The 24,599-nt window shown below is 43.1% G+C and carries 17 protein-coding genes, 1 tRNA gene and 1 riboswitch; of the genes, 11 read left to right on the top strand and 7 right to left on the bottom strand.

The window, feature by feature from the left end; all coding sequences use genetic code 11:
• The first annotated feature begins 149 nt into the window (after positions 1 to 149).
• The 3 genes from HFD85_RS19855 to HFD85_RS19865 all read left to right on the top strand — a co-directional run bounded on the left by HFD85_RS19855 (position 150) and on the right by HFD85_RS19865 (position 4,798).
• On the top strand, positions 150 to 3,005 hold the full coding sequence (locus HFD85_RS19855; RefSeq protein WP_167613771.1) for a formylglycine-generating enzyme family protein: 2,856 nt from the start codon (positions 150 to 152) through the stop codon (positions 3,003 to 3,005).
• 125 nt (positions 3,006 to 3,130) lie between these two features.
• Entirely contained in the window at positions 3,131 to 3,592 is a 462-nt protein-coding gene (gene tnpA / locus HFD85_RS19860) for an IS200/IS605 family transposase (RefSeq protein ID WP_206082040.1), read from the top strand.
• 63 nt (positions 3,593 to 3,655) lie between these two features.
• Positions 3,656 to 4,798 (top strand): glycoside hydrolase family 172 protein, encoded by a 1,143-nt coding sequence (locus tag HFD85_RS19865; RefSeq protein WP_167613773.1) that lies wholly within the window; start codon positions 3,656 to 3,658, stop codon positions 4,796 to 4,798.
• A 92-nt stretch (positions 4,799 to 4,890) separates the two neighbouring features.
• Here the strand turns inward: HFD85_RS19865 and HFD85_RS19870 are convergent, their stop codons facing one another.
• The 3 genes from HFD85_RS19870 to HFD85_RS19880 form a co-directional block, all read right to left on the bottom strand.
• Positions 4,891 to 7,044, bottom strand: coding sequence for a xanthine dehydrogenase family protein molybdopterin-binding subunit (locus HFD85_RS19870; protein ID WP_167613775.1), 2,154 nt, complete (start codon positions 7,042 to 7,044; stop codon positions 4,891 to 4,893).
• 30 nt (positions 7,045 to 7,074) lie between these two features.
• Positions 7,075 to 7,554: a (2Fe-2S)-binding protein gene (locus HFD85_RS19875; protein WP_167613777.1), complete on the bottom strand. Its 480-nt coding sequence runs from the start codon at positions 7,552 to 7,554 to the stop codon at positions 7,075 to 7,077.
• 381 nt (positions 7,555 to 7,935) lie between these two features.
• Positions 7,936 to 10,221 carry a glycoside hydrolase family 3 C-terminal domain-containing protein gene (locus HFD85_RS19880; RefSeq protein ID WP_167613779.1) on the bottom strand — a complete coding sequence of 762 codons (2,286 nt, stop codon included), beginning with the start codon at positions 10,219 to 10,221 and terminating at the stop codon, positions 7,936 to 7,938.
• A 246-nt stretch (positions 10,222 to 10,467) separates the two neighbouring features.
• Here HFD85_RS19880 and HFD85_RS19885 point away from each other — a divergent pair, with 246 nt between their 5' ends.
• The gene (locus tag HFD85_RS19885) at positions 10,468 to 11,370 is read left to right on the top strand and encodes a carbohydrate kinase family protein (protein ID WP_167613781.1); all 903 of its coding nucleotides are present in this window, start codon (positions 10,468 to 10,470) and stop codon (positions 11,368 to 11,370) included.
• A gap of 766 nt (positions 11,371 to 12,136) precedes the next feature.
• On the opposite strand, the gene HFD85_RS19890 is transcribed toward HFD85_RS19885, so the two are convergent.
• Positions 12,137 to 12,211 (bottom strand) — tRNA-Val (locus tag HFD85_RS19890).
• A gap of 101 nt (positions 12,212 to 12,312) precedes the next feature.
• Positions 12,313 to 13,608, bottom strand: a complete 1,296-nt coding sequence (locus HFD85_RS19895) for a bifunctional folylpolyglutamate synthase/dihydrofolate synthase (protein ID WP_167613783.1) — start codon at positions 13,606 to 13,608, stop codon at positions 12,313 to 12,315.
• Positions 13,609 to 13,709: 101 nt separating this feature from the next.
• Between HFD85_RS19895 and HFD85_RS19900 the strand changes: the two genes are divergently transcribed.
• The 7 genes from HFD85_RS19900 (at position 13,710) to HFD85_RS19930 (ending at position 19,848) form a co-directional block, all read left to right on the top strand.
• Positions 13,710 to 15,044 (top strand): PhoH family protein, encoded by a 1,335-nt coding sequence (locus HFD85_RS19900; RefSeq protein ID WP_167613785.1) that lies wholly within the window; start codon positions 13,710 to 13,712, stop codon positions 15,042 to 15,044.
• A 140-nt stretch (positions 15,045 to 15,184) separates the two neighbouring features.
• On the top strand, positions 15,185 to 16,486 hold the full coding sequence (gene mtaB, locus HFD85_RS19905; RefSeq protein WP_167613787.1) for a tRNA (N(6)-L-threonylcarbamoyladenosine(37)-C(2))-methylthiotransferase MtaB: 1,302 nt from the start codon (positions 15,185 to 15,187) through the stop codon (positions 16,484 to 16,486).
• Positions 16,487 to 16,564: 78 nt separating this feature from the next.
• Entirely contained in the window at positions 16,565 to 17,053 is a 489-nt protein-coding gene (locus HFD85_RS21780) for a GIY-YIG nuclease family protein (RefSeq protein ID WP_240925083.1), read from the top strand.
• A gap of 19 nt (positions 17,054 to 17,072) precedes the next feature.
• Entirely contained in the window at positions 17,073 to 17,873 is an 801-nt protein-coding gene (locus HFD85_RS19915; protein ID WP_167613789.1) for an inositol monophosphatase family protein, read from the top strand.
• Positions 17,874 to 17,907: 34 nt separating this feature from the next.
• Positions 17,908 to 18,384 carry a hypothetical protein gene (locus HFD85_RS19920; protein WP_167613791.1) on the top strand — a complete coding sequence of 159 codons (477 nt, stop codon included), beginning with the start codon at positions 17,908 to 17,910 and terminating at the stop codon, positions 18,382 to 18,384.
• A gap of 5 nt (positions 18,385 to 18,389) precedes the next feature.
• Positions 18,390 to 19,430, top strand: a complete 1,041-nt coding sequence (locus HFD85_RS19925) for a glycosyltransferase family 2 protein (RefSeq protein ID WP_167613793.1) — start codon at positions 18,390 to 18,392, stop codon at positions 19,428 to 19,430.
• Position 19,431: 1 nt separating this feature from the next.
• On the top strand, positions 19,432 to 19,848 hold the full coding sequence (locus HFD85_RS19930) for an acyl-CoA thioesterase (RefSeq protein ID WP_167613795.1): 417 nt from the start codon (positions 19,432 to 19,434) through the stop codon (positions 19,846 to 19,848).
• 1 nt (position 19,849) lies between these two features.
• Here the strand turns inward: HFD85_RS19930 and HFD85_RS19935 are convergent, their stop codons facing one another.
• Both HFD85_RS19935 and HFD85_RS19940 read right to left on the bottom strand, forming a co-directional pair.
• On the bottom strand, positions 19,850 to 22,540 hold the full coding sequence (locus HFD85_RS19935; protein WP_167613797.1) for an alpha-L-rhamnosidase: 2,691 nt from the start codon (positions 22,538 to 22,540) through the stop codon (positions 19,850 to 19,852).
• Positions 22,530 to 24,242 carry a hypothetical protein gene (locus HFD85_RS19940; protein WP_167613799.1) on the bottom strand — a complete coding sequence of 571 codons (1,713 nt, stop codon included), beginning with the start codon at positions 24,240 to 24,242 and terminating at the stop codon, positions 22,530 to 22,532. The genes HFD85_RS19935 and HFD85_RS19940 overlap by 11 nt, the downstream gene beginning before the upstream one ends.
• 236 nt (positions 24,243 to 24,478) lie before the next feature.
• Positions 24,479 to 24,576, top strand: a riboswitch (TPP riboswitch).
• Positions 24,577 to 24,599: the final 23 nt, after the last annotated feature.

Consider the following 24,599-nt stretch of genomic DNA (forward strand, 5'->3'; position numbering starts at 1 on the left):
TTTGAAACTGCCTGAAATAATTTCCGGGAATTACTTTTAAATGCAAGGAGGAAAAATTAGCTTTAAGAACTTATATCCGGAAACCGCTTAAAAAATCGCTAAAGCGATCCAATCCGGATTTTGTAATAAACTGACTTAAACTAAACAACGTGGGCAAATTCATTTCTGCATATCTTGCATTTTTCATTTGTTTTAGTCCCCTTTTCACCCATGCTCAGCACCTGCAAAAACTGAATTTTGATTCGGATAAAAATGAACGGTTTGTTCAGCTAACAGATTCAAATGGGAACACAATCGATTTAAACGAAGTTACTCCACTATTTTCGTACGAAGTCTGTTCACCGGGCCAACCCGGCCAGAAACAGATGTTTCGTGCAGGCACTGATAATGGCAACTCTCCTTTTTCTACGCAAATAAAGTTTCAGGAATACGAATTCGGGGCCAAAGGAACGATCAATTTTAAGAACAAGAGTTCCGACACCTTGTGGCTGACCAATGTGTTGCCTTTTGGCCCGGATGAAAAATCGGTATACATCACAGGAAAAGGCGATCACGGTCTTTCCCGGACCTATTTATTCCGTCCCGGTTATGAAGCGGTGAATGTGATCGTACCCGACAATGCCTGGGAACTTGGTTACAACGAACGAGAACTGAAAGATGGCAGAAAGATTTGTGCTCTGACGCGCAGGGACCGGGAAAGCATTACAAACGGCAGCAGGCGACGGTTTGAAACAGTTCTGTACCCGGGGGGCAGTGTCGCTTATACTTTTTATGCTGATTTGTTTGAAGGAGACTGGCAGGAAGGTCTGCGGCTGACGTTTCAGAACAGGATGCTGTACGATGTTGAACCGGGAACTTTTAACAACACACTTTTTGAACGCGATGACCTGGCCTGGATCAGGCATTCCTACCTAAATCAGGCGATGATGGCCTGGGATCATAATTTTTACGATGCCGAAGCCGGGAAATACACGCTCCCTAATTTTATTGAGATGAACAACAAAGTATTGGGCGGAGCAGAAATTTATGGCTTATGGCCCACCTGGCCAACTTTAGGACTTGATCAACGCAATCAGTGGGACCTGTTTCGTACCATGCCCGGTGGAATAAATAAACTCAACAGCCTGGCCACGCTAACTCACCAAAATAACTCGCATTTATTTATCGCATTTAATCCCTGGGATACCTCTACACGTAGCGAAGATCCTTATGACGGAATGAGCAAAATGGTGAAGGAAATTGATGCTGATGGTGTTGTTTTGGATTGTTCGGGAGCGTCAAGTGAGCAACTGCGAAATGCTGCCGACAAAGGCAAAAAAGGAGTGGTTATGTACAGCGAAGGAATGGCCGTTCCGAAAGATATGCAGGGAATTGTAAGCGGACGTGTGCACAATGCACTTTACTATTGCCCCATGCTCAACCTGAATAAACTGATCAAACCCGATTTTGCGATTTTTCGAGTAGTTGAAGTTGGCAAAGAACGCATAAAAAGGGAATACAACCTTTCGCTGTTTAACGGTTACGGAACCGAAAATAACCTCTATTCTCCCGGCCGTCCTTACTGGCTCGATGAACAATGGGAGAATCTTGCGCAAATCCTGATGATCCAACGCGAAAATGCCTTCAATTTTACAGATTTTGATTTCACTCCGCTAATACCAACCTTGCTCGACAATGTTTATGTAAATAAGTGGCCGTACAAGGATAAAACCATTTATACGATTTACAACCTTCGACCTGAAGGAGTATTCGATCCACTTTTTGAAGTCAGTCCGGACGATGATTTTCATTTTGTAGATCTTTGGAGTCATGAAGAAGCCGATTTGGCGAAGATAGATGGCAAACACTTTGTCAAAGCTGATGTGGATGCCTTTTCTAAAAAATGGCTGGGAAGTAACAACGAGGGCTCAGTAGGTGTGGTTGCACGGTTTAAAAAGCAATTGAATACTTCATTTAATCTGCCCGCCGATGAACTCCGTTTTAGTGCCAACTCCGGTAAATACATTCGTGTTTGGGCGGGGATACCGTCTTATCAGGGAACTTTCAAAGATTATTCAACACACCAGCAAATCCTTCACTTATTAAGTGAATTTGGTCGCTCGGAAGGAAAATTTGTTGTTCAGCTTTTCGATAATGAAAACCAATTAATTGATGAAAATGTAATCAACTTTCCGGCGGCTTCTGCGCGGCTGATCAGTACTGTTCATGCAACCGAAAAGTCGAAATCGGTTCCTGAAGGCATGGTAAAAATACCGGCCGGTACATTACTGTTAAAAGAGAAACTGGGTGATTCGTTTATTCCATATCCAGAAAAATTATATTCCGATTCGATTCAGGTAAATGCGTTTCTGATGGACATTCATCCGGTGACTAACGCTCAATTCAAAACCTTTTTAGATGAAACTAGGTACAAACCTGCCGACTCTGAACAGTTCCTGAAACACTGGAAGGATGGAAAAATAAAATCAGGTGACGAAAACAAGCCGGTGATAAATGTAAGTTACGAAGATGCACAGGCCTATGCCCGTTGGGCAGGGAAACGGCTCCCAACAGAAACAGAATGGCAGTATGCTGCACAGGCCGGTGAGCCGGATCGTGAGTGGCCCTGGGGGAAGGATAACAACATTCAGAAAGAATCGGTATTTGTAACCAACACGCTCACCGTGGAAAACCTGCAGGGAGTTGACAGCACACTTTGTAATCCGGGAGACGGAAAATACGAAGCTGTTGGCCAGTACCCCAAAGGAACCAATCCATGGGGATTGGAAGATCTTGTGGGTTCAGTTTGGCAACTTACCAACGATGTTTATGATAACGGCAGTTACAATTTCATCATGATAAAAGGCGGAAGTTATTTTAAAGCCAAAGACAGTTGGTGGTATGTGCAGGGAGGTCCGCAACCTTTGACTTACCGACAAAAGTTATTGCGAGTTTCACAGGGTTTTGAACGCAATGCCACTGTTGGTTTCCGCTGTGTAAGAGATGTAAAAGAATTAACAAGATAAATGTGGCTAAAGCCTTATCTTCAAAGCAAATATCGATTCCGTTCACTGAAGTGAACGGGAATAAAAATTGCCGTCGGTTTTAACCGACGGATAAAAAGATCAAGATTCAATATGGCTTCAGCCACATGCCAAATATTAAAATTGAAGCAATTATGAGCTGGGTAAGAATTTGGGTACATTTAGTTTTTTCAACGAAAAACAGTGTTCCATATTTAACTTCATTAGCAGTCAGACAGAAGGTATTTACACATATCTCTGAAAATGCAAAAGAAAAAGGAATATGGCTTGATGCTGTTAACGGGTACCAGGACCATATCCATTGTTTAATTTCTCTCGGTAAAGAACAATCGATAAGTAAAATAACACAACTGATAAAAGGAGAATCTTCCTTTTGGATGAACAAACAAAGACTAACCACTCAAAAATTTATGTGGCAGGATGATTTTTGGGCAGTTGGTGTTAGTGAAAGTCATGTTGAAGCAGTTAAAAAATACATTGAAAATCAAGAAGGACACCACAGGAAGAGATCATTCAATGAAGAAGTAGAAGAATTTATGCAAAAATATGGATGGAGATTTATTTCATAAATTGATAAAAACGCACCTGGCTAAACTATAAGAAATGAGTATAACTACTTTAAATAACTAACAATGAAAAAGAATCTTACCACTGTTTTTGCAGTCATTTTTCTGTCTTGCTTTTCCGGCTTAATCCAGGCTCAAACACACGACGGCATCGGAAACAATATGAACAACCTTTACCGCATGTCGAAGGCAAAAACACGATCGATCAGTGCAGAAAATTTTACCGGGGAAAAAGGGAAAGGCGGCATGGCCATCAATGGAACGCACCAGTCGGCAGCACGCGACCTGGGACAGGGCTGGAAAGTGAGTCCGGCAATAAGCATTCAAGCTGAATCTACCTTTGTTTTGGCTGACGTTGAGGGACAGGGAGCCATTCAGCACATTTGGATGACACCAACCGGAAACTGGCGCAACCTGATTGTACGTATGTACTGGGACGGTGAAGACGAGCCTTCAGTGGAAGTGCCACTGGGCGATTTCTTCTGTTCAGGCTGGGGAAAATCGAAACAGATCTCTTCGCTGGCGGTGTGTGTGAATCCGCACAACGGCTTTAATTCGTATTGGACAATGCCCTTCAGAAAAGGCTATAAAGTGACCGTTGAAAACCTCAGCCTCAAAGATGTGACATTGTTTTTCCAAATTGATTACTGCCTGACAGAAGTGGAAGACGATGCTGCGTATTTTCATGCTCAGTTCCGCCGGAGTAATCCGCATCCTTACAAGGAAGATTTTTTAATGATCGATAACATTAACGGTCGTGGTCAGTATGTTGGAGCTTACATGAGTTGGGGCACCAACAACAGCGGCTGGTGGGGCGAAGGTGAAATTAAATTCTTTATCGACGACGATGCGCAATTCCCGACCATCTGTGGCACCGGCACCGAAGACTATTTTTGTGGCGCTTACTGCTTTGTGGAAGACAACGAGTACAAGGATTTCTCGACACCCTACACCGGGTTTTATGCACTAACGCCCGACAAGCTTTGGAATTCGCAAATGCGTTTCGGGCTCTACCGCTGGCATGTTACTGATCCGATTCGTTTTGAAAAGAACCTGAGAGTGACCATTCAGGCTCTGGGATGGCGCGAAGATGGCAGATATTTACCATTGCAGGGAGAAGACCTTTCGTCGGTTGTGTTCTGGTACCAGGCAGAGCCACATTCAGCATTTCCTGAACTGCCCGGAAAAGATGAGTTGACTGTCTATTAATAAAAGAAGTCAATCATCTGAATAAATGTATGATATAAGTGTCAGGATAATTCACATAAATTCTAAACTTAATTAGTTAAGTTTCAATTAGACTAGACTTTTTTGAGGGCTTCAAGCACCCGTTTGGGAGTCATAGCCATTTCCAAAAGCCGTGCTCCTGTTTGGTCGTATATGGCATTGGCGATAACCGCTCCCATGCAAACAATAGCAGGTTCGCCTCCACCCTGTGGCGGTGTGTGCCGATCCAGAATTTTAGTTTCCATTTCCGGGATCCAGGAGAAGCGGGGAATCTGGTAAGTATCGAAATTTTTGGTGTTCACCTGTCCTCCTTCAAAATCAACCACTTCCTTTAAGGCATACCCCATTCCCATATTAATGCAGCCTTCCATTTGTATAGTTGCACCCTGCGGATTCACACAAAAACCCATTTCCTGGGCCACCCATACTTTTAACACTTTTACTTCACCGGTTTTGCTATCCACATCCACCTTGGCAATGTGCGCCACGTATGTCCCGGCATCAGCACCAATGGCAACTCCGTATCCTCTTCCGCTGTGCGATTTTGCAGGTTTCCAGTCAGCCATTTCAGCAACGGCTTCCAACACATCGATTGCACGTTGATCCGTGAGGTTTTTCAAGCGAAACTCCACCGGATCCATTCCGGCTTTAGCCGCCATGATATCCACCTGGACCTCGCGAGCAAAAGTGTTGGTACTGTTTCCCGGGCCACGCCATGCTCCAGTCGGGAAAGGATGAACACCAGGAGCTGTCCAGCCACGCCCGTAAACCGTACGTTTCTGGTGAGGTACATTGTACATGGTTTCCCCTCCGCGATCGCCGGCATAATACACATGATAATCCCAGAATTTTATTTTGCCATCGTCATCAATTCCGGAATTGATCTTAACTACCGCAGCCGGTCGGAAGGTATCGTAAAAGAATTCTTCCTCGCGGTTCCAGTCAACCATTACAGGTTTGCCTGTAAGTTTGGCCAGGCGGGCTGCTTCCACCGCCTGCTGATGTGCCGATTTACCACCAAAGCCACCACCAAGATAAGGTGGTATAACACGCACCTTCTCCTCATCCATCCCAAGAGTTCTGGCGATATTGCTTTGTGCAGGGAAAGGCGTTTGTGTACCCGCATAAACCGTCATTTTATCACCGTCGAAATGTGCCATGGCGGTGTGTGGTTCCATAGGCGAATGCGCCACATAACCATCGTGAAATTCGTTTTCAAAAATGATTGCCGACTCATTTCTTCCGGAATCCAGATTGCCTTCATCGATATTTACATTCCCATTGGGAGCACGATCGAGCAGGTATGAGAATACGTTTGAATTATTAACGTCCTTTTCTTCTTCCACTTCGAAATTCGCTTTAAAAAGTTGGCGTGCTTTCTCAGCCATTTCCGGATCTTTGTGCAGTGCCGCTACCAGGTCATTATCTTTTACAATTTGTACACCTTCCACTTTTTCAGCTTCCGAAGTATCTACCGAAACCAATTTGGCAGCATGAGACGGTGGCCTCAATATTCGGGCATACAACATCCCAGGCATACGCAGATCGCCTGAATATTTTGCTTTTCCGGTAACTTTCTCAACACTGTCGACACGCATTTTGGGCGTACCCATTATTTTGTACTTCGAATAGTCTTTCACCTTGGCTTCCTTATCCAGCACCCTGACAATCTTTTTGCCTTCAGTTAACTGCTGATAAGAAATATTTTCCGACTTGTTCCTGCGGTTGAACACCACTCCTTCATTCACTTCAAGGTAATCGAGTTCAACATCGAGTTCCTCCGAAGCCATTTCAAGAAGAACCGTTCGTGCTTTGGCTGCGGCAGCCAGCATCGATGGCCCGAACATGCGGGTGGAAAGCGAACCAAAAGTTCCCATATCCCAGGGACACAGATCGGTGTCGCCCATTACCATCAGAACACTTTCAAAAGCAACATCCAGTTCATCGGCCAGCATCATCGCCAGACCGGTGACCACTCCCTGCCCCATTTCAATCTTTCCGGTGTAGCACGACACTTTTCCATCTTCGTGTATCCTCAGAAATGCATTAAAATCGTCGGGTAACTGTCGGCGTTGATCGCCTTCCGATGCCAGTGCTTCAATAACGGCCCCCGCGTGGAAGAAAACAAATAATCCACCACCCATAAGGCGCATAAAATCACGTCGCTTAAGTCCCGATCGAAAATCGCTGCCGTTAATAAATTCCTGATATTCTTTTAATTCATCCATGATTTACGTTTTTACAGTTGCAGTAAGCATTTAATTGCCGGAATTTTTCATCGCTGAAGCGGCATCTTCAATGGCATCGAGTATGCGGTTATGGGCTCCGCACCTGCAGAGGTTATCTTCCATACCCGAAATAATATCTTCACGCGAAGGATCGGAAATGTCATTCAGCAAACCAACCGCATTCATGATCATACCGGGCGTACAATAACCACATTGCAACGCATCGTGATCGACAAAAGCCTGTTGCACCGGATGCAGTTTATCGCCATCGGCTAATCCTTCGATGGTTACCACACTTTTGCCGGCTACCTCACCAATTGTAGTGGCACACGAACGCACTGCCGAATTATCAATCAGCACGGTGCAGGCTCCGCAGTAACCTTCACCACATCCGTATTTTGTACCGGTAAGTTCGAAGTGTGTCCGGAGTACCCAAAGCAAGGTTTTCGATTGCTCCATTTCAACCGAAACCTTCTTTCCGTTTAAAGTAAATGCGACTGTTTTTTGCATGATTAGTTTTTTTCAGTATTAAATTAGTTCACGCATCGAATTTGGAGATATAGCCACCAACAGATCCCGATTGCGTTGCATCGGGATTAGTTCGATTAAGCAATTTCAATTCTCCGTTAGTTGACGGATTCTGAAATTACAGTCTCACTAAATTAAAAATAAAAACCTGATTTTCCCACCGCTAAGGAAAACCAGGTTCTCATTTTTTCTTTGTTGACCACAGAAATTATTGCAAAGTTTCGGCGACAATGCAAATGAAAGTTGGTGTCGCAAATTCTTCCGATGCAAGTATCAGGTTATTTTCGGTTACTGCTCAATATAACAACAAACCGGTACCACCCAAAAGATGATACCGGTTCAACTAAATAAACTTTACACTTACTATTTGAGTGAAACTTTCTTGTTCAGTTTGATATCGCCGGCTGAAGCTCCAACCAGCAATTCTATGTCACAAAGGTCGTTTTCCCAGCTGTGCGTTTCTTCATTCCAGTAACGCAGGTTTTTCACCGGAATTTCGAGCGAAACCGTTTTTTGTTCGCCGGCTTCAAGTGTCGTTCTAGAAAAACCTTTTAGTTCTTTATAAGGCCATTCCACCGATGGATTGATGCGGTGAACGTATACCTGCGGCACCTCATCGGCAACAACCGATCCACTGTTTTTCAGCGTAAACGAAAGCGTGATCACATCATCTGCACCGTATTCTTCCTTATCGCTTGCGAGTCCATCGTATTCAAATTTGGTATAAGTCAATCCGTAGCCGAAAGGATACATCACGGGTAATTCTTTTGTATCGAACCAGCGATAACCTACCAAAGAACCTTCGCTGTAATAAGCTTTATTCGGATCGTTTTTATTATCTCCGGTATTCTCTCCCGTTATGTCTTTATCGGTTTCTTCCACCAATCCTACGAATACATCACCCTTTTTCTGTCCCTGCGGATAATTTCCAAGTGCATAAGCAGGCGAATCTTCCAGTTTAATAGGTAAAGTGAAAGGCAATCTTCCGCTGGGCGAGATATTTCCAAGCAGTACATCGGCCAGTGCATTTCCTCCTTCGGTTCCATTAAACCACGATAATAATAATGCTTTTGAAGCGGGCTTCACTGTATTAAGATCGTTTGGAGCACCACTTACAAGAACGGTAATAACATTCGGATTCACGGCAGCGATTTCCCTTATCAGTTCATCCTGACCGGAAGGAAGAAATATATTTTCGCGGTCGTTGGCCTCGGTTTCCACCGCTCGGTTATTGCCACCAAAAAACAACACAACATTGGCCTTTTTAGCCAGTTCTACAGCTTCCGCGTTCAGCTTCTTGTTCAGAATGGCCTTTTCGCGATCTTCCTTTTCGATCTGTTCTTTGGGCTTGTTTCCAAAAATCCGGGCATAATCCAATTCAACCGGTACATATCCTTGAGAATAAACAAGCTCAGCTTTGTCGCCAATTTTACTTTTAAGCCCTTCAAGGGGAGTAATTTCGTAGAGGGTTTTCACACCGGCACCAATTCCTCCCGATCCCATAATACGAGTTGCATTGTCACCAATAACTGCGATTGTAGGTTTCCCGGAAAGATCGAGTGGAAGTACACCTTCATTTTTTAGCAACACGATTGATTTACATGCCACTTCATAAGCAATTTGCTGTTGTTCGGGTTGAGATGTCATAACCTGGTTGGCCTCTTCTTCAGGAACCGGGGCGATTGCTTTGCGCACCCGTAATATTTCTCTAACTCTTTTATTGATGACTTCTTCGGAAACTGCTCCTGAATTTACAGAATCCAGCAAAGCCGGCCCCATAAATTTATCATCGGGCATTTCCACGTTAAGCCCGTGGGTTACCGATTCTACGGTAGAGTGTGTTCCGCCCCAGTCGGAAATTACCATACCGCCAAAGCCCCATTCATCGCGTAAAATCTGGTTGAGCAGCACATCGTTCTCGGCACACCACCAGCCGTTTACTTTATTGTAGGCCGACATTACTCCATACGCATCTGCTTCCTGAACCGCAGCTTTAAAAGGAGGCAGGTAAATCTCGCGCATGGTACGTTCATCAACAATTACATCCACGGTCCCTCTATTATTTTCCTGGTTATTCAGGGCATAATGTTTTAAACAAACAGCAGCTCCGTTGTCCTGAACGCCTTTGGTATAACCAACCGAGAGCTGTGAACTCAAGAACGGATCTTCACTCAGGTATTCGTATGTACGGCCTCCCGTTGGAATACGCTGAATATTAATCGCCGGCCCCAGGATCATGTCTTTTCCACGAAGCCTGGCTTCACGTGCCATACCTGTTCCGTATTTGTAAGCAATTTCCTTGCTCCACGTAGCTGCCAGAGCCGACCCTGTTGGAAAAAAAGTTGCTTTATCCAATTCCCATCCAAGGGGCATCCAACCATGAGGCTGAAGTTCTTCGCGAATGCCAAACGGACCATCAGCGTACTTCAGGTCGGCAATACCCAGTCGTTCGACACCTGCTGATGTAAACATAGTTTTACCGTGTAACATATCTACCTTTTCCTCCAAAGTCATTTGCTCTATAATGCCATCAATTTCAGCATCGTACTGAAACAATGAGGATTTAAAGGGAGTTTCTTCAGGGCTTCTGGTAGTGCACCCAAAAATTAAAATAAAAAGTGCGAATGCACTTAAGATCCTGTAATTCATAGTCGATATTTTATTTTTATTTGTTCAATCAATTTCCTTTCAAGGCTACATTAAAGCATTCAATTACAACACAAAAGCTGCCCCTCATCCGGAATTACTCCCCAAAAATAAAACTTACTTTGTAAAATGTACAATTAGAAATGAAATTCTTTCTATTTTGAATTCATTCCATACACTCAAAATGATTCTCTACACCTTCAAAAAAAGTATTTTTAACTGAGGTCGAACCATTGTATATTTGATGCTATGAAAATCAAAAACAACCACATCCTTTGTTTTGGCGAAGTGCTTTGGGATCGCTTGCCATCGGGAGCTAAACCCGGAGGAGCACCAATGAACGTGGCATTACACTTACATGCAGCAGGTATGAATGCCTCAATAGCAAGTTGTGTTGGCAATGATGAAGCAGGCAATCAACTACTTTCCTTTTTACAAAAATCAGGATTGCAAACAGATCTGATTCAAATTGATAAAAACCTGCCAACAAGCGAAGTGTTGGTGCATTTAGATGCTAAAAATAATGCTACCTACGAAATTTGCGAACCGGTTGCCTGGGATAATATAATACTAAGTAAAGCTCTTCGCAACAAAGTTGAGCATTCGGGATTACTGGTTTATGGTTCGTTGGCATCGCGAAATTCCAGCACACGTAAAACATTGTTAAACCTTTTGGATACCGACATAGTAAAATTAATGGATGTAAATCTCCGACCTCCTTATGACATGCCAGAAGTTGTTGAGCTCTTACTCCGTAAATCGGACATTGTAAAACTGAATGACGATGAACTTAAAAGAATAGCTTCATGGAATAAAGTAAAAGGAAGCGAAGCAGAACTGGTTGAATGGCTGACGAAGCACTATGATTTAAAATTGCTGTGTGTAACGCGGGGAGCTAATGGTGCTTTGTTGTATTCCAACAATACTTTTTACAATCATTCGGGTTATAAAATCAAAACCGTTGATACGGTTGGTGCCGGCGATGCATTTCTTTCCGGCTTGATTGCTGCCCTCCTGAAGGAGCTTGAACCGTCAAACGCGTTGGAACTGGCCTGTGCCACCGGAGCTTTTGTTGCATCGAAAGCAGGCGCCACTCCAAAATACGAGACGGACGAAATTGAACAGATCATGAAACAGGATTACGAAAAATAATCGGACAATTAGTTCTTTTTTTAATTTCTTTGTTGTAAATTGAGTGACTATAACAAAAATGATAAATCTTAAGGGGTAGAACTCTGTATCTTGATTGGTTTTGTGTTTAGGGGTTTGTAAATTATCAATCATCTTCAAAAAGCGTCCATTGGTTCTACCCTTTTTTCTTTGCCTTTAACCCAAGCAGCTTCACTCCACAAAAATATTTCATGAATTCTTAAAAGGTCAATCAGCAAAAATGAATACTTATTATTCAGATTCTGATACGTTTTAAAATTTTCAGGAGTGAGTATATGAAACGGTCAATTCTTAAATTGGAAAATCAGTGAATAGAAAACCGCGTCCGAATGACTTATTCGGAAAACAACTGATTATTAAAAAGTAACTAAAATGATCTCATTTCGAAAAAAAGTCTACAGAATTTCTCTCGATGCGTATCCAAGAAAATTCAATAAGGCTGTGATTAGAAATGCAGCTAAGATCAAACCGATAAAATACAAATCTGCAAATATCAAGTGATCACTTAACCATTCAAGGTATTCTGTGAAGTACAGTGCTTCCATAACTTAATGTTTTTCTCTTATTCAAGTTACGTCAAAATATTTAAATATTTACGGGTATTTATATGTTTTTATATCAATCAATTATAAAATTATCAGGACACTGACTTACTTCGACTGAAATACTACCAAAAGAAAATATATATTTTGGGATTGTACCGAAAACAAAAAAGGCCGTTCGTCATACGACGAATCGACCTTTTAAGTGGGCGATGACGGATTCGAACCGCCGACCCTCTGGGTGTAAACCAGATGCTCTGAACCAACTGAGCTAATCGCCCGAAATGTTTCCTTTTTTCTCTGAACGTGCCCCCTTTTTCAGAAAGGCGCTGCAAATATATAAGCTATTTTTAGTTCTGCAAAAAATATTTCAAAAAAATCATCATAAAATTTCAGCTACCACAAAAGTGCTTCCTCCAACAAATACCAGGTCGTGTTTTCCCGCGTTTTCCCTGGCTTTCCGGAAGCCCTCATTCACAGAATTGTAGCACTCCCCTTTCAACCCGAAAGCGTGAGCCTGACACTGAAGTTCGGTCTCATCCATGGCCCTTTCAATATTTGCCCGAACAAAATAATATTCGGCATTTTTAGGTAGCAAAGCCAAAACTTTGTCGGCGCTTTTATCGCCAACGGCACCGAAAACGAAATGCAATTTCTGATGAGCAGTATTTTCAATCTGTGCAACCACGGCACGAATTCCGTCTTCATTATGCCCGGTGTCGCAAACAATCAACGGATTATTTCCTATTATTTGCCATCGTCCCAGTAAACCGGTTGAGCCGACCACATTCGCCAAACCGTTTCGAAGTGCCGTTTCCGGTATTTCAAATCCCTTTTCGCGAAGCAGATCTACTGCTTTTAAAACGGCCGGAAGATTCCGGTGCTGATACACTCCCAATAAATCCAGTTTTAATTCGGGCAAAACAACCTCTCCATCTTTTTCTACATGCACATTTTGTTTGCCATCAAGTGCTAATGTTGCATACGTCACCTTGTATGCTTTATCGGCGAAATAAAGGGGTGCCTTTTCCTCTTCAGCTTTCCGTATAAAAACCGGGGCAGTTTCTTTCTGACTGGTACCGATTACTGCCGGAACCTCAGGTTTAATAATGCCGGCTTTTTCCGCAGCGATCTTCTCCAAAGTATCACCCAGTAAATTAACATGATCGAGCCCGATGTTTGTAATTACGCTCAGTTCGGGAGTAATAATATTGGTTGAATCGAGCCGTCCGCCCAAACCAACTTCCATAATGGCAACATCCACGTTCTGCCGGGCAAAATAATCAAATGTCAAAGCCACGGTTAGTTCGAAAAAAGAAGGTTCAATTTTCCACACTTCATTGTTAGTACGATAGTGTTCAACCCACTCAACCACATCTTGTTCTGCGATCATTTCGCCATCGATTTTGATACGCTCTCTGAAATCTTTTAAATGCGGCGAGGTGTACAATCCCGTTTTATAACCGGCGCTCTGAAGAATGGCTGCCAGCATGTGCGAAACCGATCCCTTACCATTGGTGCCGGCTACGTGAATTGTTTTATACCTCCGATGCGGATGATCGTATAACTCATCCAGCCTCAAAGTATTATCGAGGTTGTTTTTATACGCTGCCGGTCCACTGCGCTGAAACATGGGCAAACGCGTAAACAAATAATCCAAAGTATCCCTATAGTCCACGTAAAATAAATATTTATTAACGGCTACAAGTTTATTAATTTTTGAGCGATCAATCCCATTATCTCACCGATTAATCTATATTTAAAAAAATCAATTTTTATATGCTAAGTAAGACTAAAAAGAGTAAAATTTTCGTTCTTGACACCAACGTAATTTTACACGATTACACGTGTATTTACCAGTTCCAGGATAACGATGTTATCCTTCCGATTACAGTACTCGAGGAGCTGGACAAATTTAAACGAGGAAACGATCTGATCAACTTTCAGGCACGCGAATTTACCCGCCTGCTCGATGAAATTGTTGGTGACGAGCTTTTTAACGGTGGCAAATCTTTGGGTCAAGGAAAAGGCAACTTGCGCATTGAAACGGGCAAACCTTTTTCTGACGAACTGAAAGCTTCTTTTAAGGAAGATATTCCCGACCACCGTATACTTTCTATAGCGGATTACATTGCAAAATCGTACCCCAAACGCAAAACGGTTCTTATCAGTAAAGACATCAACCTCCGGATGAAAGCCAAGTCGCTGGGCATTCAATCGGAAGACTACAAAACCGACCAGGTAACCGATGAAAACATTCTGGATAAAACCGTTACTACTTTTGACAATTTTAACGATGGCCTGATCGACAGTCTCTATAACCAGGGATCGATCACCATCAAAGATGTTGGTTCTACGTTCGCCCCGGAAGCCAACGAATGTTACATTTTTAAAGGCACCACTTCCAGTGCACTGGCACGCTACGATTCCAAATCGGAACGTATTTACCGGGTTGAAAAGAAATCGGCCTACGGAATAAAACCACGAAATGCCGAACAAACATTTAGTTTGAATATGCTGATGGATCCGGAGGTTCGACTGATTGCGCTCACAGGTAAAGCCGGAACCGGAAAAACCCTGCTGGCACTGGCAGCTGCCATTGAACAGCACCGTTTGTATGAACAGATCTTACTGGCGCGCCCAATCGTTGCACTCAGTAACCGCGACCTTGGTTACCTGCCGGGCGACGCTTCTGAAAAGATCAGTCCTTACATGCAGCCTTTGTTTGACAACCTGTCGGTGATCAAACATACTTTCAACCCGAGAAGTAACGAATACCAACTTATCGAGGAAATGGTGAAAGAAGAACGGCTGAACATTACTCCCCTCGCCTACATTCGCGGACGGAGTTTGTCGAATGCGTTTTTCATCATCGACGAAGCACAAAACCTGACACCGCACGAAATAAAAACGATTATTACACGTGCAGGCGAAGGAACAAAAATGGTATTTACCGGCGACCTGCAACAAATCGATTCACCTTATTTAGATATGAAATCTAACGGTCTGGCGTACATGACCGACCGCATGCGGAACCAGGATCTGTTTGCACATATCAACCTTGTAAAAGGTGAACGTAGTTACCTGGCAGAACTGGCCAGCAACTTGTTATAAGCGAAAATTACCGATAAAAATCCTGATAGCAATCGGGAAAGAAAGACAAATAAAAAGAATAATCAGTTCAAAAAGAACTATTTGCATTAAGCAGCTTTTTTCTACCTTTGCAGCCTATTTAGAAAGATTACAGATTAGAGATGGATTACAAAGGGAAGAAAGCTGCTTTTTATACGTTGGGTTGCAAACTCAATTTTTCGGAAACATCAACCATTGCTGCCTCTTTTAAAGAGGTAGGATTCGATCGTGTTGATTTTGAAGAAAATGCCGATGTGTATGTGATCAACACCTGCTCGGTGACCAACCAGGGCGACAAAGCCAGCCGCAACATTATCCGTAAGGCAGTGCGCCAGAATCCGAATGCAATGGTTATTGTTGTTGGATGCTACTCACAGCTAAAACCCGAGGAAGTGGGGCACATCGAAGGCGTTGACCTGGTGCTTGGAACCCAGGAGAAATTCCACATCCCGGCATACCTTGGCGACTTGCACAAAAACAGCACTACCCAGATCCAGACTACCCGCTTAGCCAATATAAAAAGCTACCACAAAGCATTTTCGTGGGGCGACCGTACCCGCAGTTTCCTGAAAATTCAGGACGGATGCGACTATTACTGTTCGTTTTGCACCATTCCGTATGCAAGGGGGAAAAGCCGGAACGACAGCATTGCCAACACCGTTGCCGAGGCGCAAAAAGCCGTGGATAAAGGTTTTAAAGAAATCATTATGACTGGTGTCAACATTGGCGACTTTGGAAAATCGACCGGTGAGAATTTCCTCGATCTGCTAAAAGGACTCGAAAAAGTAGACGGACTGGAAAGGCTTCGACTGGGGTCCATCGAACCAAACCTGTTAAAAGACGAGGTCATCGAACTGGTAGCCGGATCGAAAGTGATTATGCCGCATTTTCATATGCCGCTGCAGTCAGGCTCCGATGAAATTCTGTCGTTGATGAAGCGAAAATATTCAACCGATCTGTATCGTAAGCGTGTTGAACGCATTCGTGAGATTGTGCCACATGCTTTTATCGGTGTTGATGTGATTGCCGGAACAAATGGCGAAACCGAGCAATATTTCCAGGAATCGTATGATTTCCTCAACGATTTGGAGATTTCGCAACTGCATGCTTTCACTTATTCTGAAAGAAGCGGAACTCAGGCCTTGAAAATACCGTGGAAAGTAGATGTGGAAGACCGCAAACGCCGGACCCAGATGTACATCAACTTATCGGAGAAAAAGCTTCGCGCCTTTTACGAACAACATCTCGGGAGCGAACAGACCGTTCTTTTTGAAGAGCAGCAGAAAAAAGATAAGATGTTAGGTTTTACCGAAAACTACATCAAAGTTGAAGTTCCTTACGAGGAAGGGCTGGTTAATCAACTGGGTTCGGTAAAATTAAAGTCAATTCTGCCCAACGGACATGTTGCCGTAGAAATTGCTTGATATTCCTTTTCTACTATTTAATGGGAAAGATTCCTCCCCCGAGACTTTGGGGTCGGAATGACAAGCATATGCTAATTAATGGGCAAAGAGGCTGGCGGTAATGCCGCCAGCCTCTTTGCTTCTCTCTCACTATGCTTGTCATTCCGAAGGAGTCCAGCGACTGAGGAATCTTATAATTTTTTAGTTAATTACATTTCCTTACCCGAAGTAATCTATACAATCTTTTTACCATTATTGTACATTTACTCTCTCAAGTCAGATATAATCATGAATCAAAACACCTATTTCATATATTTTCTGACCAATTGGAATAAAAATGTACTTTATGTTGGTGTTACAAACAATCTTTCACGAAGATTAACTGAACATTTAACAGGCAAATTTTCAGGTTTTACAAAAAAATATAATTGTAACATTTTAGTCTATTACGAAGAGTTTGAATACATCAACAATGCTATTCTGAGAGAAAAAGAAATAAAATCGTGGAGGAGAGAAAAGAAGAATGCATTGATTGAGAATTTTAATCCAAAGTGGGAGCCATTAAATCATCGATTTCTTAGAGAATAAAAGATTAAATGAAATACAAATGGATTACAAAAAACTTTGTTTCCAGGTTCAGGATATTGCCCGCGAAGTGGGTGGATTTATCCGCGATGAACAAAAAAAATTGTCGGCCGAAAATATCGAGGTAAAAAGTGTTGCCAGCCTGGTAACTTACGTTGACAAAACTGCCGAACAACGCATTATTACAGCGCTACGTGAACTTATTCCGGATTCAGGATTTGTGGCAGAAGAAGGTACCGCCGATTCAAAAAATGAGAAATACACCTGGTTTGTAGATCCACTCGACGGAACCACAAATTACCTTTTCGGTGTTTCGCCACACTCGGTAAGTATTGCCCTGGCCGAAGACAACAGAATGGTTCTTGGGGTGGTTTATGAAATTGGCGCCGACGAACTCTTTTATGCGTGGAAAGGCAGTGCGGCCTATTGCAACGGGAAAGAAATAAAAACAGCCACCCGCTCAAAATCGGAAGAAACACTGATCGGCACCGGTTTCCCATATTACGATTTCGACCGTGTTGATGATTATATCGAAGCCATGCGCTACCTGATGAAAAACACGCTCGGTCTGCGCAGATTCGGCTCGGCTGCCGTTGATCTTTGCTATGTTGCCTGTGGACGTTTCGATGCCTTTTACGAGCATGCCCTGCACGCCTGGGACGTGGCGGCCGGAGTTTTCATACTTCAACAGGCAGGTGGAAAAATTACCGATTTCAATGGTGGCGATAACTGGCTTTTTGGGGGCCAACTGATCTCGGCAAGCGGCAGTTACTTCAATGAGTTCTACAGCATAATTAACGGCTATTTGGGAGAAAAGCAGTAAAAAAATTGTATTTTGCTGTATTAAAACTACTGCCATGGCCGAGAAAGAAATTGCACTGCTCAAAGAACAACTTGCACGCCTCGATGAATCAAAATTCGATTTGGAAGCCTGGAAAAATCACACCCTGATTTTTTTGGAACGCATTTTCGGGAAAGACAATTCCAAGCTTAAACTGATCAGGGAACTGCGTTACGACTATTCGAGCTGGAACCTGCGCGACACCGCCGCTGCCGGCAAAACAAAGGACAAAGACCCGGTTAAAATGCAGGCGCGCGAAATACTGGAGGCTACCATTACCGAACTGGAACATCTTGGGCTGCCTTCTAATGCCCCCGATTCACAGAAAATATGGGAACTCTTGCAGGACGAGCTTACCGGCAAACAGGTAAAAGAAATTGATGCTATTCTGAAATCGGACGACAAGGAGAAAGAACAAAAAATTAGCGAGAAGCTGGAAAGCCTTGGCAGCGAAAACCTGGCTTCCATAATCGCGAAACTTTTACTGAACTAAATCGAATGACGACATCGCCAAAGATTGCCATTGTACTATTAAACTGGAACGGGGAAAAGTTGTTCCCCGATTTTTTACCCTCCATCATCAAGCACTCTCAAACTGAAAATACCGAAGTTATCGTTGCGGATAACGGCTCTACCGATAATTCACTGGAGGTCCTGAAAAAAGATTACCCTGAAGTTACGCTGCTCGATCTGAAAACCAACTACGGTTTTGCCAAAGGCTACAATGTGGCTCTCGAACAAATTGAAGCCGACTATTTTGTGTTTGTGAATTCGGACGTAAAAGTGACCGAAGGCTGGATTGAACCCTGTATTCAGCAAATGGAGAACGATCGGAAAGTGGCTGCTGTTCAGCCTAAAGTACTAAGCTACAACGAACCTGAGTTGTTTGAATATGCAGGTGCCGCAGGTGGTTTTATCGATACCTATGGTTACCCTTTCTGTCGCGGAAGAATTCTCGACCGTGTAGAGAGGGATGAACATCAATACGACGACGCTGGAGAAATTTTCTGGGCAACAGGGGCCTGTATGTTTGTGCGCGCCGAAAGCTTTAAAAACAGTGGTGGACTGGATGCCGATTTTTGGGCACACATGGAGGAAATTGATTTGTGCTGGCGGCTAAAAAACCAGGGATTCAAAATCGTTTACGAACCACAAAGCGTAATCTACCACCTCGGTGGCGGAAGCTTGGAATACGGTAATCCGCGCAAAGTATTTCTAAATTTCAGGAATAACCTGTACATGTTGTACAAGAACCTGCCGAAAGACAAATTCAAACGTACGATGTTTATTCGTATGATTCTGGATGGTGTGGCAGCGGCAAAATTCCTGGTAGGTTTTGAATGGAAGGCTTTTGTTGCTGTAGCTAAAGCGCATTCTTACTTTTACCGAAATCTTTCAGGTTTACGAAAAAAACGAAAAACCTTAAAACCACTGGTTGTAAAAAGCGAACATGCCGAAGTGTACTCAAAAAGTATTATGTGGAAATTTTTTGTTCAGAAAAAAACCAAATTCTCAGATCTCGATTTTAAAGTGAATTAGTATGCAGAAACTTATTTTTAACGAACCTATTTATACTTACCATATTGATTTTGTGGGTCATGTAAACAACATTATTTACGTGCAATGGCTCGAAAATGCCCGTGTAAAACTGATTGAAGCCATGGATCTGAATATCCAGAACCTTGCACAGGAAGATCAGATTTTGCCAATAATTACCGAAACGATCATTCAGTATAAAAAACCATTTTTTCTGAACGACACGGTTCAGGTTGAGGTTTGGGTTTCCGAAATGTTTAACGTTTCAGCCAATTTTAAATTCCGCTTTTTAAACGGCAAAGGCGATGTCTGTTCCACCGCTCAGCAAAAAGTATTGTTTATTGACAACGCCACACAAAAACCATCGCGGAAAATTGCGAAATACCGCAATGATTTTGAGAAATTTCTGATTACCGAATAAGCTACAATAATTCAAGTACATAACTTCCTGCCTGAAGCTTACACTTTCCATTTTCATCAGCAACAAGTTCAATTTTGTTGCCTGAAATTGTGTCGTTTGCCTTTTTAATTTTATAACCCGCCGGTATGTAAAAGTCTGCGGTTGAATTGGCAGGAATTGTTATCGAGTAGAGCACTGATTTACGATCATGTTTCCATGCTGACTTTATTTCACCGTATGGCGATTGATGTGAAACTTCTACCCCATCAAGTGTTGAAATAAAAGAAGGTTTGAGCAGTACATTTTTAAATCCCGGTTGGTTTTGATCGGGATAAATTCCGCCCAAACCTTTGTACAGCCAGGCACCAATTTCGCCAAACATAATGTGGTTCATCGAAATATCGTTTTGTGCGTCAATGTCCCAGTTCTCAAATAAAGTAGTTGCTCCGTTTACCATCCACCAGCCCCAGGATGGATACGTTTCCTGTGCAGCAACTTTGTACGCCACCTCGGCATAGCCATTTTCGCTCAGGGCGTTTAGTATCGCTTTCTGCCCCAACAATCCCACATCCAGGTGGAAGTTGTCAGCTTCAACTCTTTCGGCCAGCTTGGCAGCAACTCGTCCCTTATCCTGCTCCGGAACAAGTCCCCAATACAAGGGAGCACTCAATTCCGTTTGAGTGCCGCTGGCATAAATTCCGGTTTCAGCATGAAAGAACTTGTCGTTAAACGCCTTTTTTATTGTTTGGGCTAAAGTGACATATTTTTCGGCGTCTGCAGCTTTGTTAAATAACTTTGCGGCTTTGGCCAGAATAAGGGCATCGGCATAATAATAACAGGTTGAAGTCAACTCAACCGGTGACTTCGATTTGACGGGCACCCAGTCGCCCAGCCCCCAGGTTGTTGTTCCCGAAGGACTAATTTCGGTAATATGGTCAACATATCGTTTGATGTTTTCGTAACAGACTTCCAACAACGAAGCATCACCGTAAAACAGATAGATATTCCAGGGGATCAAAGCGATTGTACTCGTCCAGTCCGGGCCATTTCCCCATTCATAGCCCCAACCATCAGTTGGAATGATCGATGGCAAAACTCCGTTAGGCTGCTGTTCGTCGCGGTGGTCAGCCAGCCATTTTTCGTAAATCGTAATCCCGTCGAAGCTATACAAACCCGTTTCTATTGCGATGTGCGCATCACCCGTCCAGCCGTTTTTCTCGCGCTGAGGACAGTCGGTAGGATAACCAAACAGATTCGACAAATAGGAATTGTTTGTTGCCGCCCATATTCTATTGATTGTTGGGTTTGTTGTCTCCAGTTTACCTGCCACAGGAACATCGCTGTGCATAAAATAAGCTGTCAAACTTTCTTTGCTAAGTTGAAGTGCTTTATTCGAAGTGACTTCAACATATTGAAATCCCTTGTAATTGAACCGTGGCATAAAGGTTTCAGTGCCTGAGCCGTTCAAAATGTAAATATCAGTCTGAAACGGATCAGAATCACCGGTAGGTCGGTAATGCACATCGATGTTGGAAATATCAACGTGACCATCATCGTACAAACGTTCGCCGTGTTTCAATCGCAAAATTGTTCCTTCTCCACCGGCTACTGTAATTTGAGAAACTCCGGCTATGTTTCTTCCGATATCAAAAACGTAGGTTGTATCATTCAACTTTGTAATGCTTTTTGCTTCAATTTTCTGTACATGCCGAATCGGATGCAGCATTTGCGAAACAATATTTTGTGAAGGCGCCGAGCGGTAAATCACATTATTCCATTTTGAATCGTCGAAATCAGGTTCACACCATCCGGGTTGTTCCAGGCGGGCATCGTAATGCTCGGCCGTGTAAATGCTGTTAAAAATTACGGGGCTAAGCGAAGTCTTCCAATCCTTGCCAGAGTTGATAACCTCAGTTGTACCGTCCTCGTAGTTAATACGCAAATCCAGACAAAACGCCGGGCGGTTGCGCCATGGAGCTTTGTGAAAATACCAAACAGCAGTCGACTGATGATTGTACCAGCCATTACCAAGTAAAATTCCTATCGCATTATTACCATTTTCCAATTGGTGCGTTACGTCAAAAGTGACGTATAAATTTCGTCGATCGAAGCGTGTATAAACCGGATCAAGCACATGGTCGCCGACCCTTTCTCCATTCAAATACAACTCGTGCAAACCGGCGGCTGCGACATAAACCCGGGCCGATTTGATTGTTTTATCCGTCGTGAATTCCTTTCTGAAGTATGGCGCTGCTTTTTCATGAATATCCTTATCGTCGCTTATCCACGAGCCTGTCCAGTTCTCCATTCCCATCATGCCGGTTTCAAAAGAAGCTACCGACGACACTGCTTTTTCGTTGCTGTTATTCCAAACCGAAACCGACCAGAAATATTTGGTGAACGGCTGTAGTTTTTCTCCGGAATACGATGTCAAAATCCGGTCAGAATTCACTTTTCCGGAGTTCCATGAATCGCCAATTCCCTTTGCAACTTTCAATGAATCGGTAGAAACAAGTAGTTGATAAGCTTCCTGTTTTGCTCCTAAGGTATTGTCAATGAGCATCCATGAAAAACGCGGATTAGAAACATCCACACCAAGCGGATTCTCCAAATATTCGCAGCGGAGATTGGTAACCGACGTACTTCCGGATTGAGCTTGTACAGCGTAACTTATTATGAGTAGTATCAGTATGAATGCAAATTTATTTCTCATTGTTTTGTTGATTGTCAAGGTTTAAAATAATTGTATTATCCTCCGGTTGAATTCGAAAAACAACCTGATCCGAAGGTTTAAGAAATGATCCCTGTTCAGCTTTTACAGAGTAGTTCATGCCTTCAAACTCACATTCCAACCGTGAAGAACTGATTGATAAAAATGGCAACTCAACATCGCTTTTTGCAGTAAGTTCCCAATACCAGTCTACTGAATCGCTCCCTTCTATTTTCAATTTAATTTGCCGTTCGTCCAGCTCAGCAATTAAAGTTCCTTTCATCGTTTCCAGGGGCCACGAAACGTGCAAAACTCCGGGTTGTGGATTTGTTATTTCAGGGATGCCTCCTTTTATTGCGATCTCTTTACCATCTATTGTAGCTTTTAAGCTCAAACCGGCTCTTTCATCGGGCGAACTCCACACATGGCCATCAACCAGCGGCAAGGTATTAAAGAAACACTCGTTGGAATAAACCCGCTCGTTCAGGTATTTCGACGGAAGGTTTTCATTAAACAAATGAATATCGCGAAACCGCAGTGATCCATTCTCCCAAAACAGGTTGGCGCGGTAAAACCGACTGTTAAACCAAACCGTTTTCACATCCTCCCGCACCAAATCAGTATTGATGGTAAGAGATGTTGCCGGCGTTACTTTATAATGTTCTTTGAACCAAAGCCCCGATTCGGCAAGCGTTTCAACTTTCACTTTGTTTTCATCGCGCAGTTTGGCAATTAGTGGCATTTGTATTGTAAACCCCATTTCCACGGATTTCCAGATAAATGAATTTTCCTGACCGGCCTGCACGTAAGCGTACTCCATGCATTCGCCAGTAACAAATTCCTGAAAATACCAGTTTACCCAGGTTGAATCGCCGCCGGATTCAGGATAAACAGGCTCAAGCGAAATAACTCCCTGGTGCGTATGCCCGATCCCGGTATCGTACTGACGTACCGGATCGCTTCCCAGCATCCTGAAAATCGGAACAGGAATCTGCTTTTCCTCATTTTGAGCTGGCATGTAAGCATTTTCGGTGCTTGGATAATAGGCCTGATTCCAGTAGCCGCCCCAAAGGTTGTATCCGTCGGTCCCGATCTGATCCTTGCAGTTACAGGAAGCTACAATTCCGTAATTCTGATACATGTAATTAAGGGTGTGGGCATCGATAAACCACGAACCAACTGATTTTGGATAGTAGCCATAAATTTCCCTGAAATCCTTCATATAAACATCAACAAGCTTTTCGCGCTCTTCCGGTGTGTAACCGGTTGAAAAACCTACATCGGCATGCCAGTCCCATGGGAAACGGCCTCTCCATTTCATCCCTGCGTTTTCAACCAGCGGTTGCGGTATTTCCCACCAGGCACCAATTTCAAAGGAATCGGCAGGCAATCCTTTTAACAATTCCTGGTAGCGGGAATCCATCAACGCATCGTATTGTAACAGAAACGTACCGCCAAGTTTGTACTGCGTCATAATCTGAACTTGTTTGGCAGTGGTTTCAAAAAGTACGTCCTCTGTTATCTTCTCATCCCTTGGCTCAAGCAATCGAATAAAATTGATAATGTTAACGATCTTTGGTTTTCCGTCGTTATTAAGTGGTTGAGCAGATTGATCTTTTGTACTCGTACAAGATTGAATGAGCAACACATAAAAAGTGAATGCTAACAGAGAAGTTCGCCGTAATCGTAATAATGGAATTTTCATAATCGATCAGGTTTATAGCTTAGGTTTACAAGAAAATATTTAATCAGCTAAATTTAATTATTTCGGCTGAAGTACTGAGCGAAATCATCAAAATCGTTTCCACTCGATCGAATCTGATTTTTCAATTTATCCGTCGAATCTACCATGCTGGTTACCGGATTAACAAAATACTAAATTCACCTTTTCTTCAGCAGTAATTTTGTTGTTCACAAAAACCGTCCTAACTTAGCGCCGATATTTACGCAATGGGGTGTCCCGAGTACTCGGGACTGAGATTATACTCAAAGAACCTGATCCGGTTAGTACCGGCGTAGGGAGAGCGAAAGGAACATTTCCTGCCTCATTGGTTATTTTTAA

This window comes from Maribellus sediminis, assembly GCF_011799805.1.
Taxonomy (GTDB): domain Bacteria; phylum Bacteroidota; class Bacteroidia; order Bacteroidales; family Prolixibacteraceae; genus Draconibacterium; species Draconibacterium sediminis_A.

Coding starts and splice junctions, on each gene's coding strand:
- tnpA (WP_206082040.1), top strand. CDS start 3,131: ATGCCAAATATTAAAATTGAAGCAATTATGAGCTGGGTAAGAATTTGG.
- HFD85_RS19865 (WP_167613773.1), top strand. CDS start 3,656: ATGAAAAAGAATCTTACCACTGTTTTTGCAGTCATTTTTCTGTCTTGC.
- HFD85_RS19870 (WP_167613775.1), bottom strand. CDS start 7,044: ATGGATGAATTAAAAGAATATCAGGAATTTATTAACGGCAGCGATTTT.
- HFD85_RS19875 (WP_167613777.1), bottom strand. CDS start 7,554: ATGCAAAAAACAGTCGCATTTACTTTAAACGGAAAGAAGGTTTCGGTT.
- HFD85_RS19880 (WP_167613779.1), bottom strand. CDS start 10,221: ATGAATTACAGGATCTTAAGTGCATTCGCACTTTTTATTTTAATTTTT.
- HFD85_RS19885 (WP_167613781.1), top strand. CDS start 10,468: ATGAAAATCAAAAACAACCACATCCTTTGTTTTGGCGAAGTGCTTTGG.
- HFD85_RS19900 (WP_167613785.1), top strand. CDS start 13,710: ATGCTAAGTAAGACTAAAAAGAGTAAAATTTTCGTTCTTGACACCAAC.
- mtaB (WP_167613787.1), top strand. CDS start 15,185: ATGGATTACAAAGGGAAGAAAGCTGCTTTTTATACGTTGGGTTGCAAA.
- HFD85_RS21780 (WP_240925083.1), top strand. CDS start 16,565: ATGGGCAAAGAGGCTGGCGGTAATGCCGCCAGCCTCTTTGCTTCTCTC.
- HFD85_RS19915 (WP_167613789.1), top strand. CDS start 17,073: ATGGATTACAAAAAACTTTGTTTCCAGGTTCAGGATATTGCCCGCGAA.
- HFD85_RS19920 (WP_167613791.1), top strand. CDS start 17,908: ATGGCCGAGAAAGAAATTGCACTGCTCAAAGAACAACTTGCACGCCTC.
- HFD85_RS19925 (WP_167613793.1), top strand. CDS start 18,390: ATGACGACATCGCCAAAGATTGCCATTGTACTATTAAACTGGAACGGG.
- HFD85_RS19930 (WP_167613795.1), top strand. CDS start 19,432: ATGCAGAAACTTATTTTTAACGAACCTATTTATACTTACCATATTGAT.
- HFD85_RS19935 (WP_167613797.1), bottom strand. CDS start 22,540: ATGAGAAATAAATTTGCATTCATACTGATACTACTCATAATAAGTTAC.
- HFD85_RS19940 (WP_167613799.1), bottom strand. CDS start 24,242: ATGAAAATTCCATTATTACGATTACGGCGAACTTCTCTGTTAGCATTC.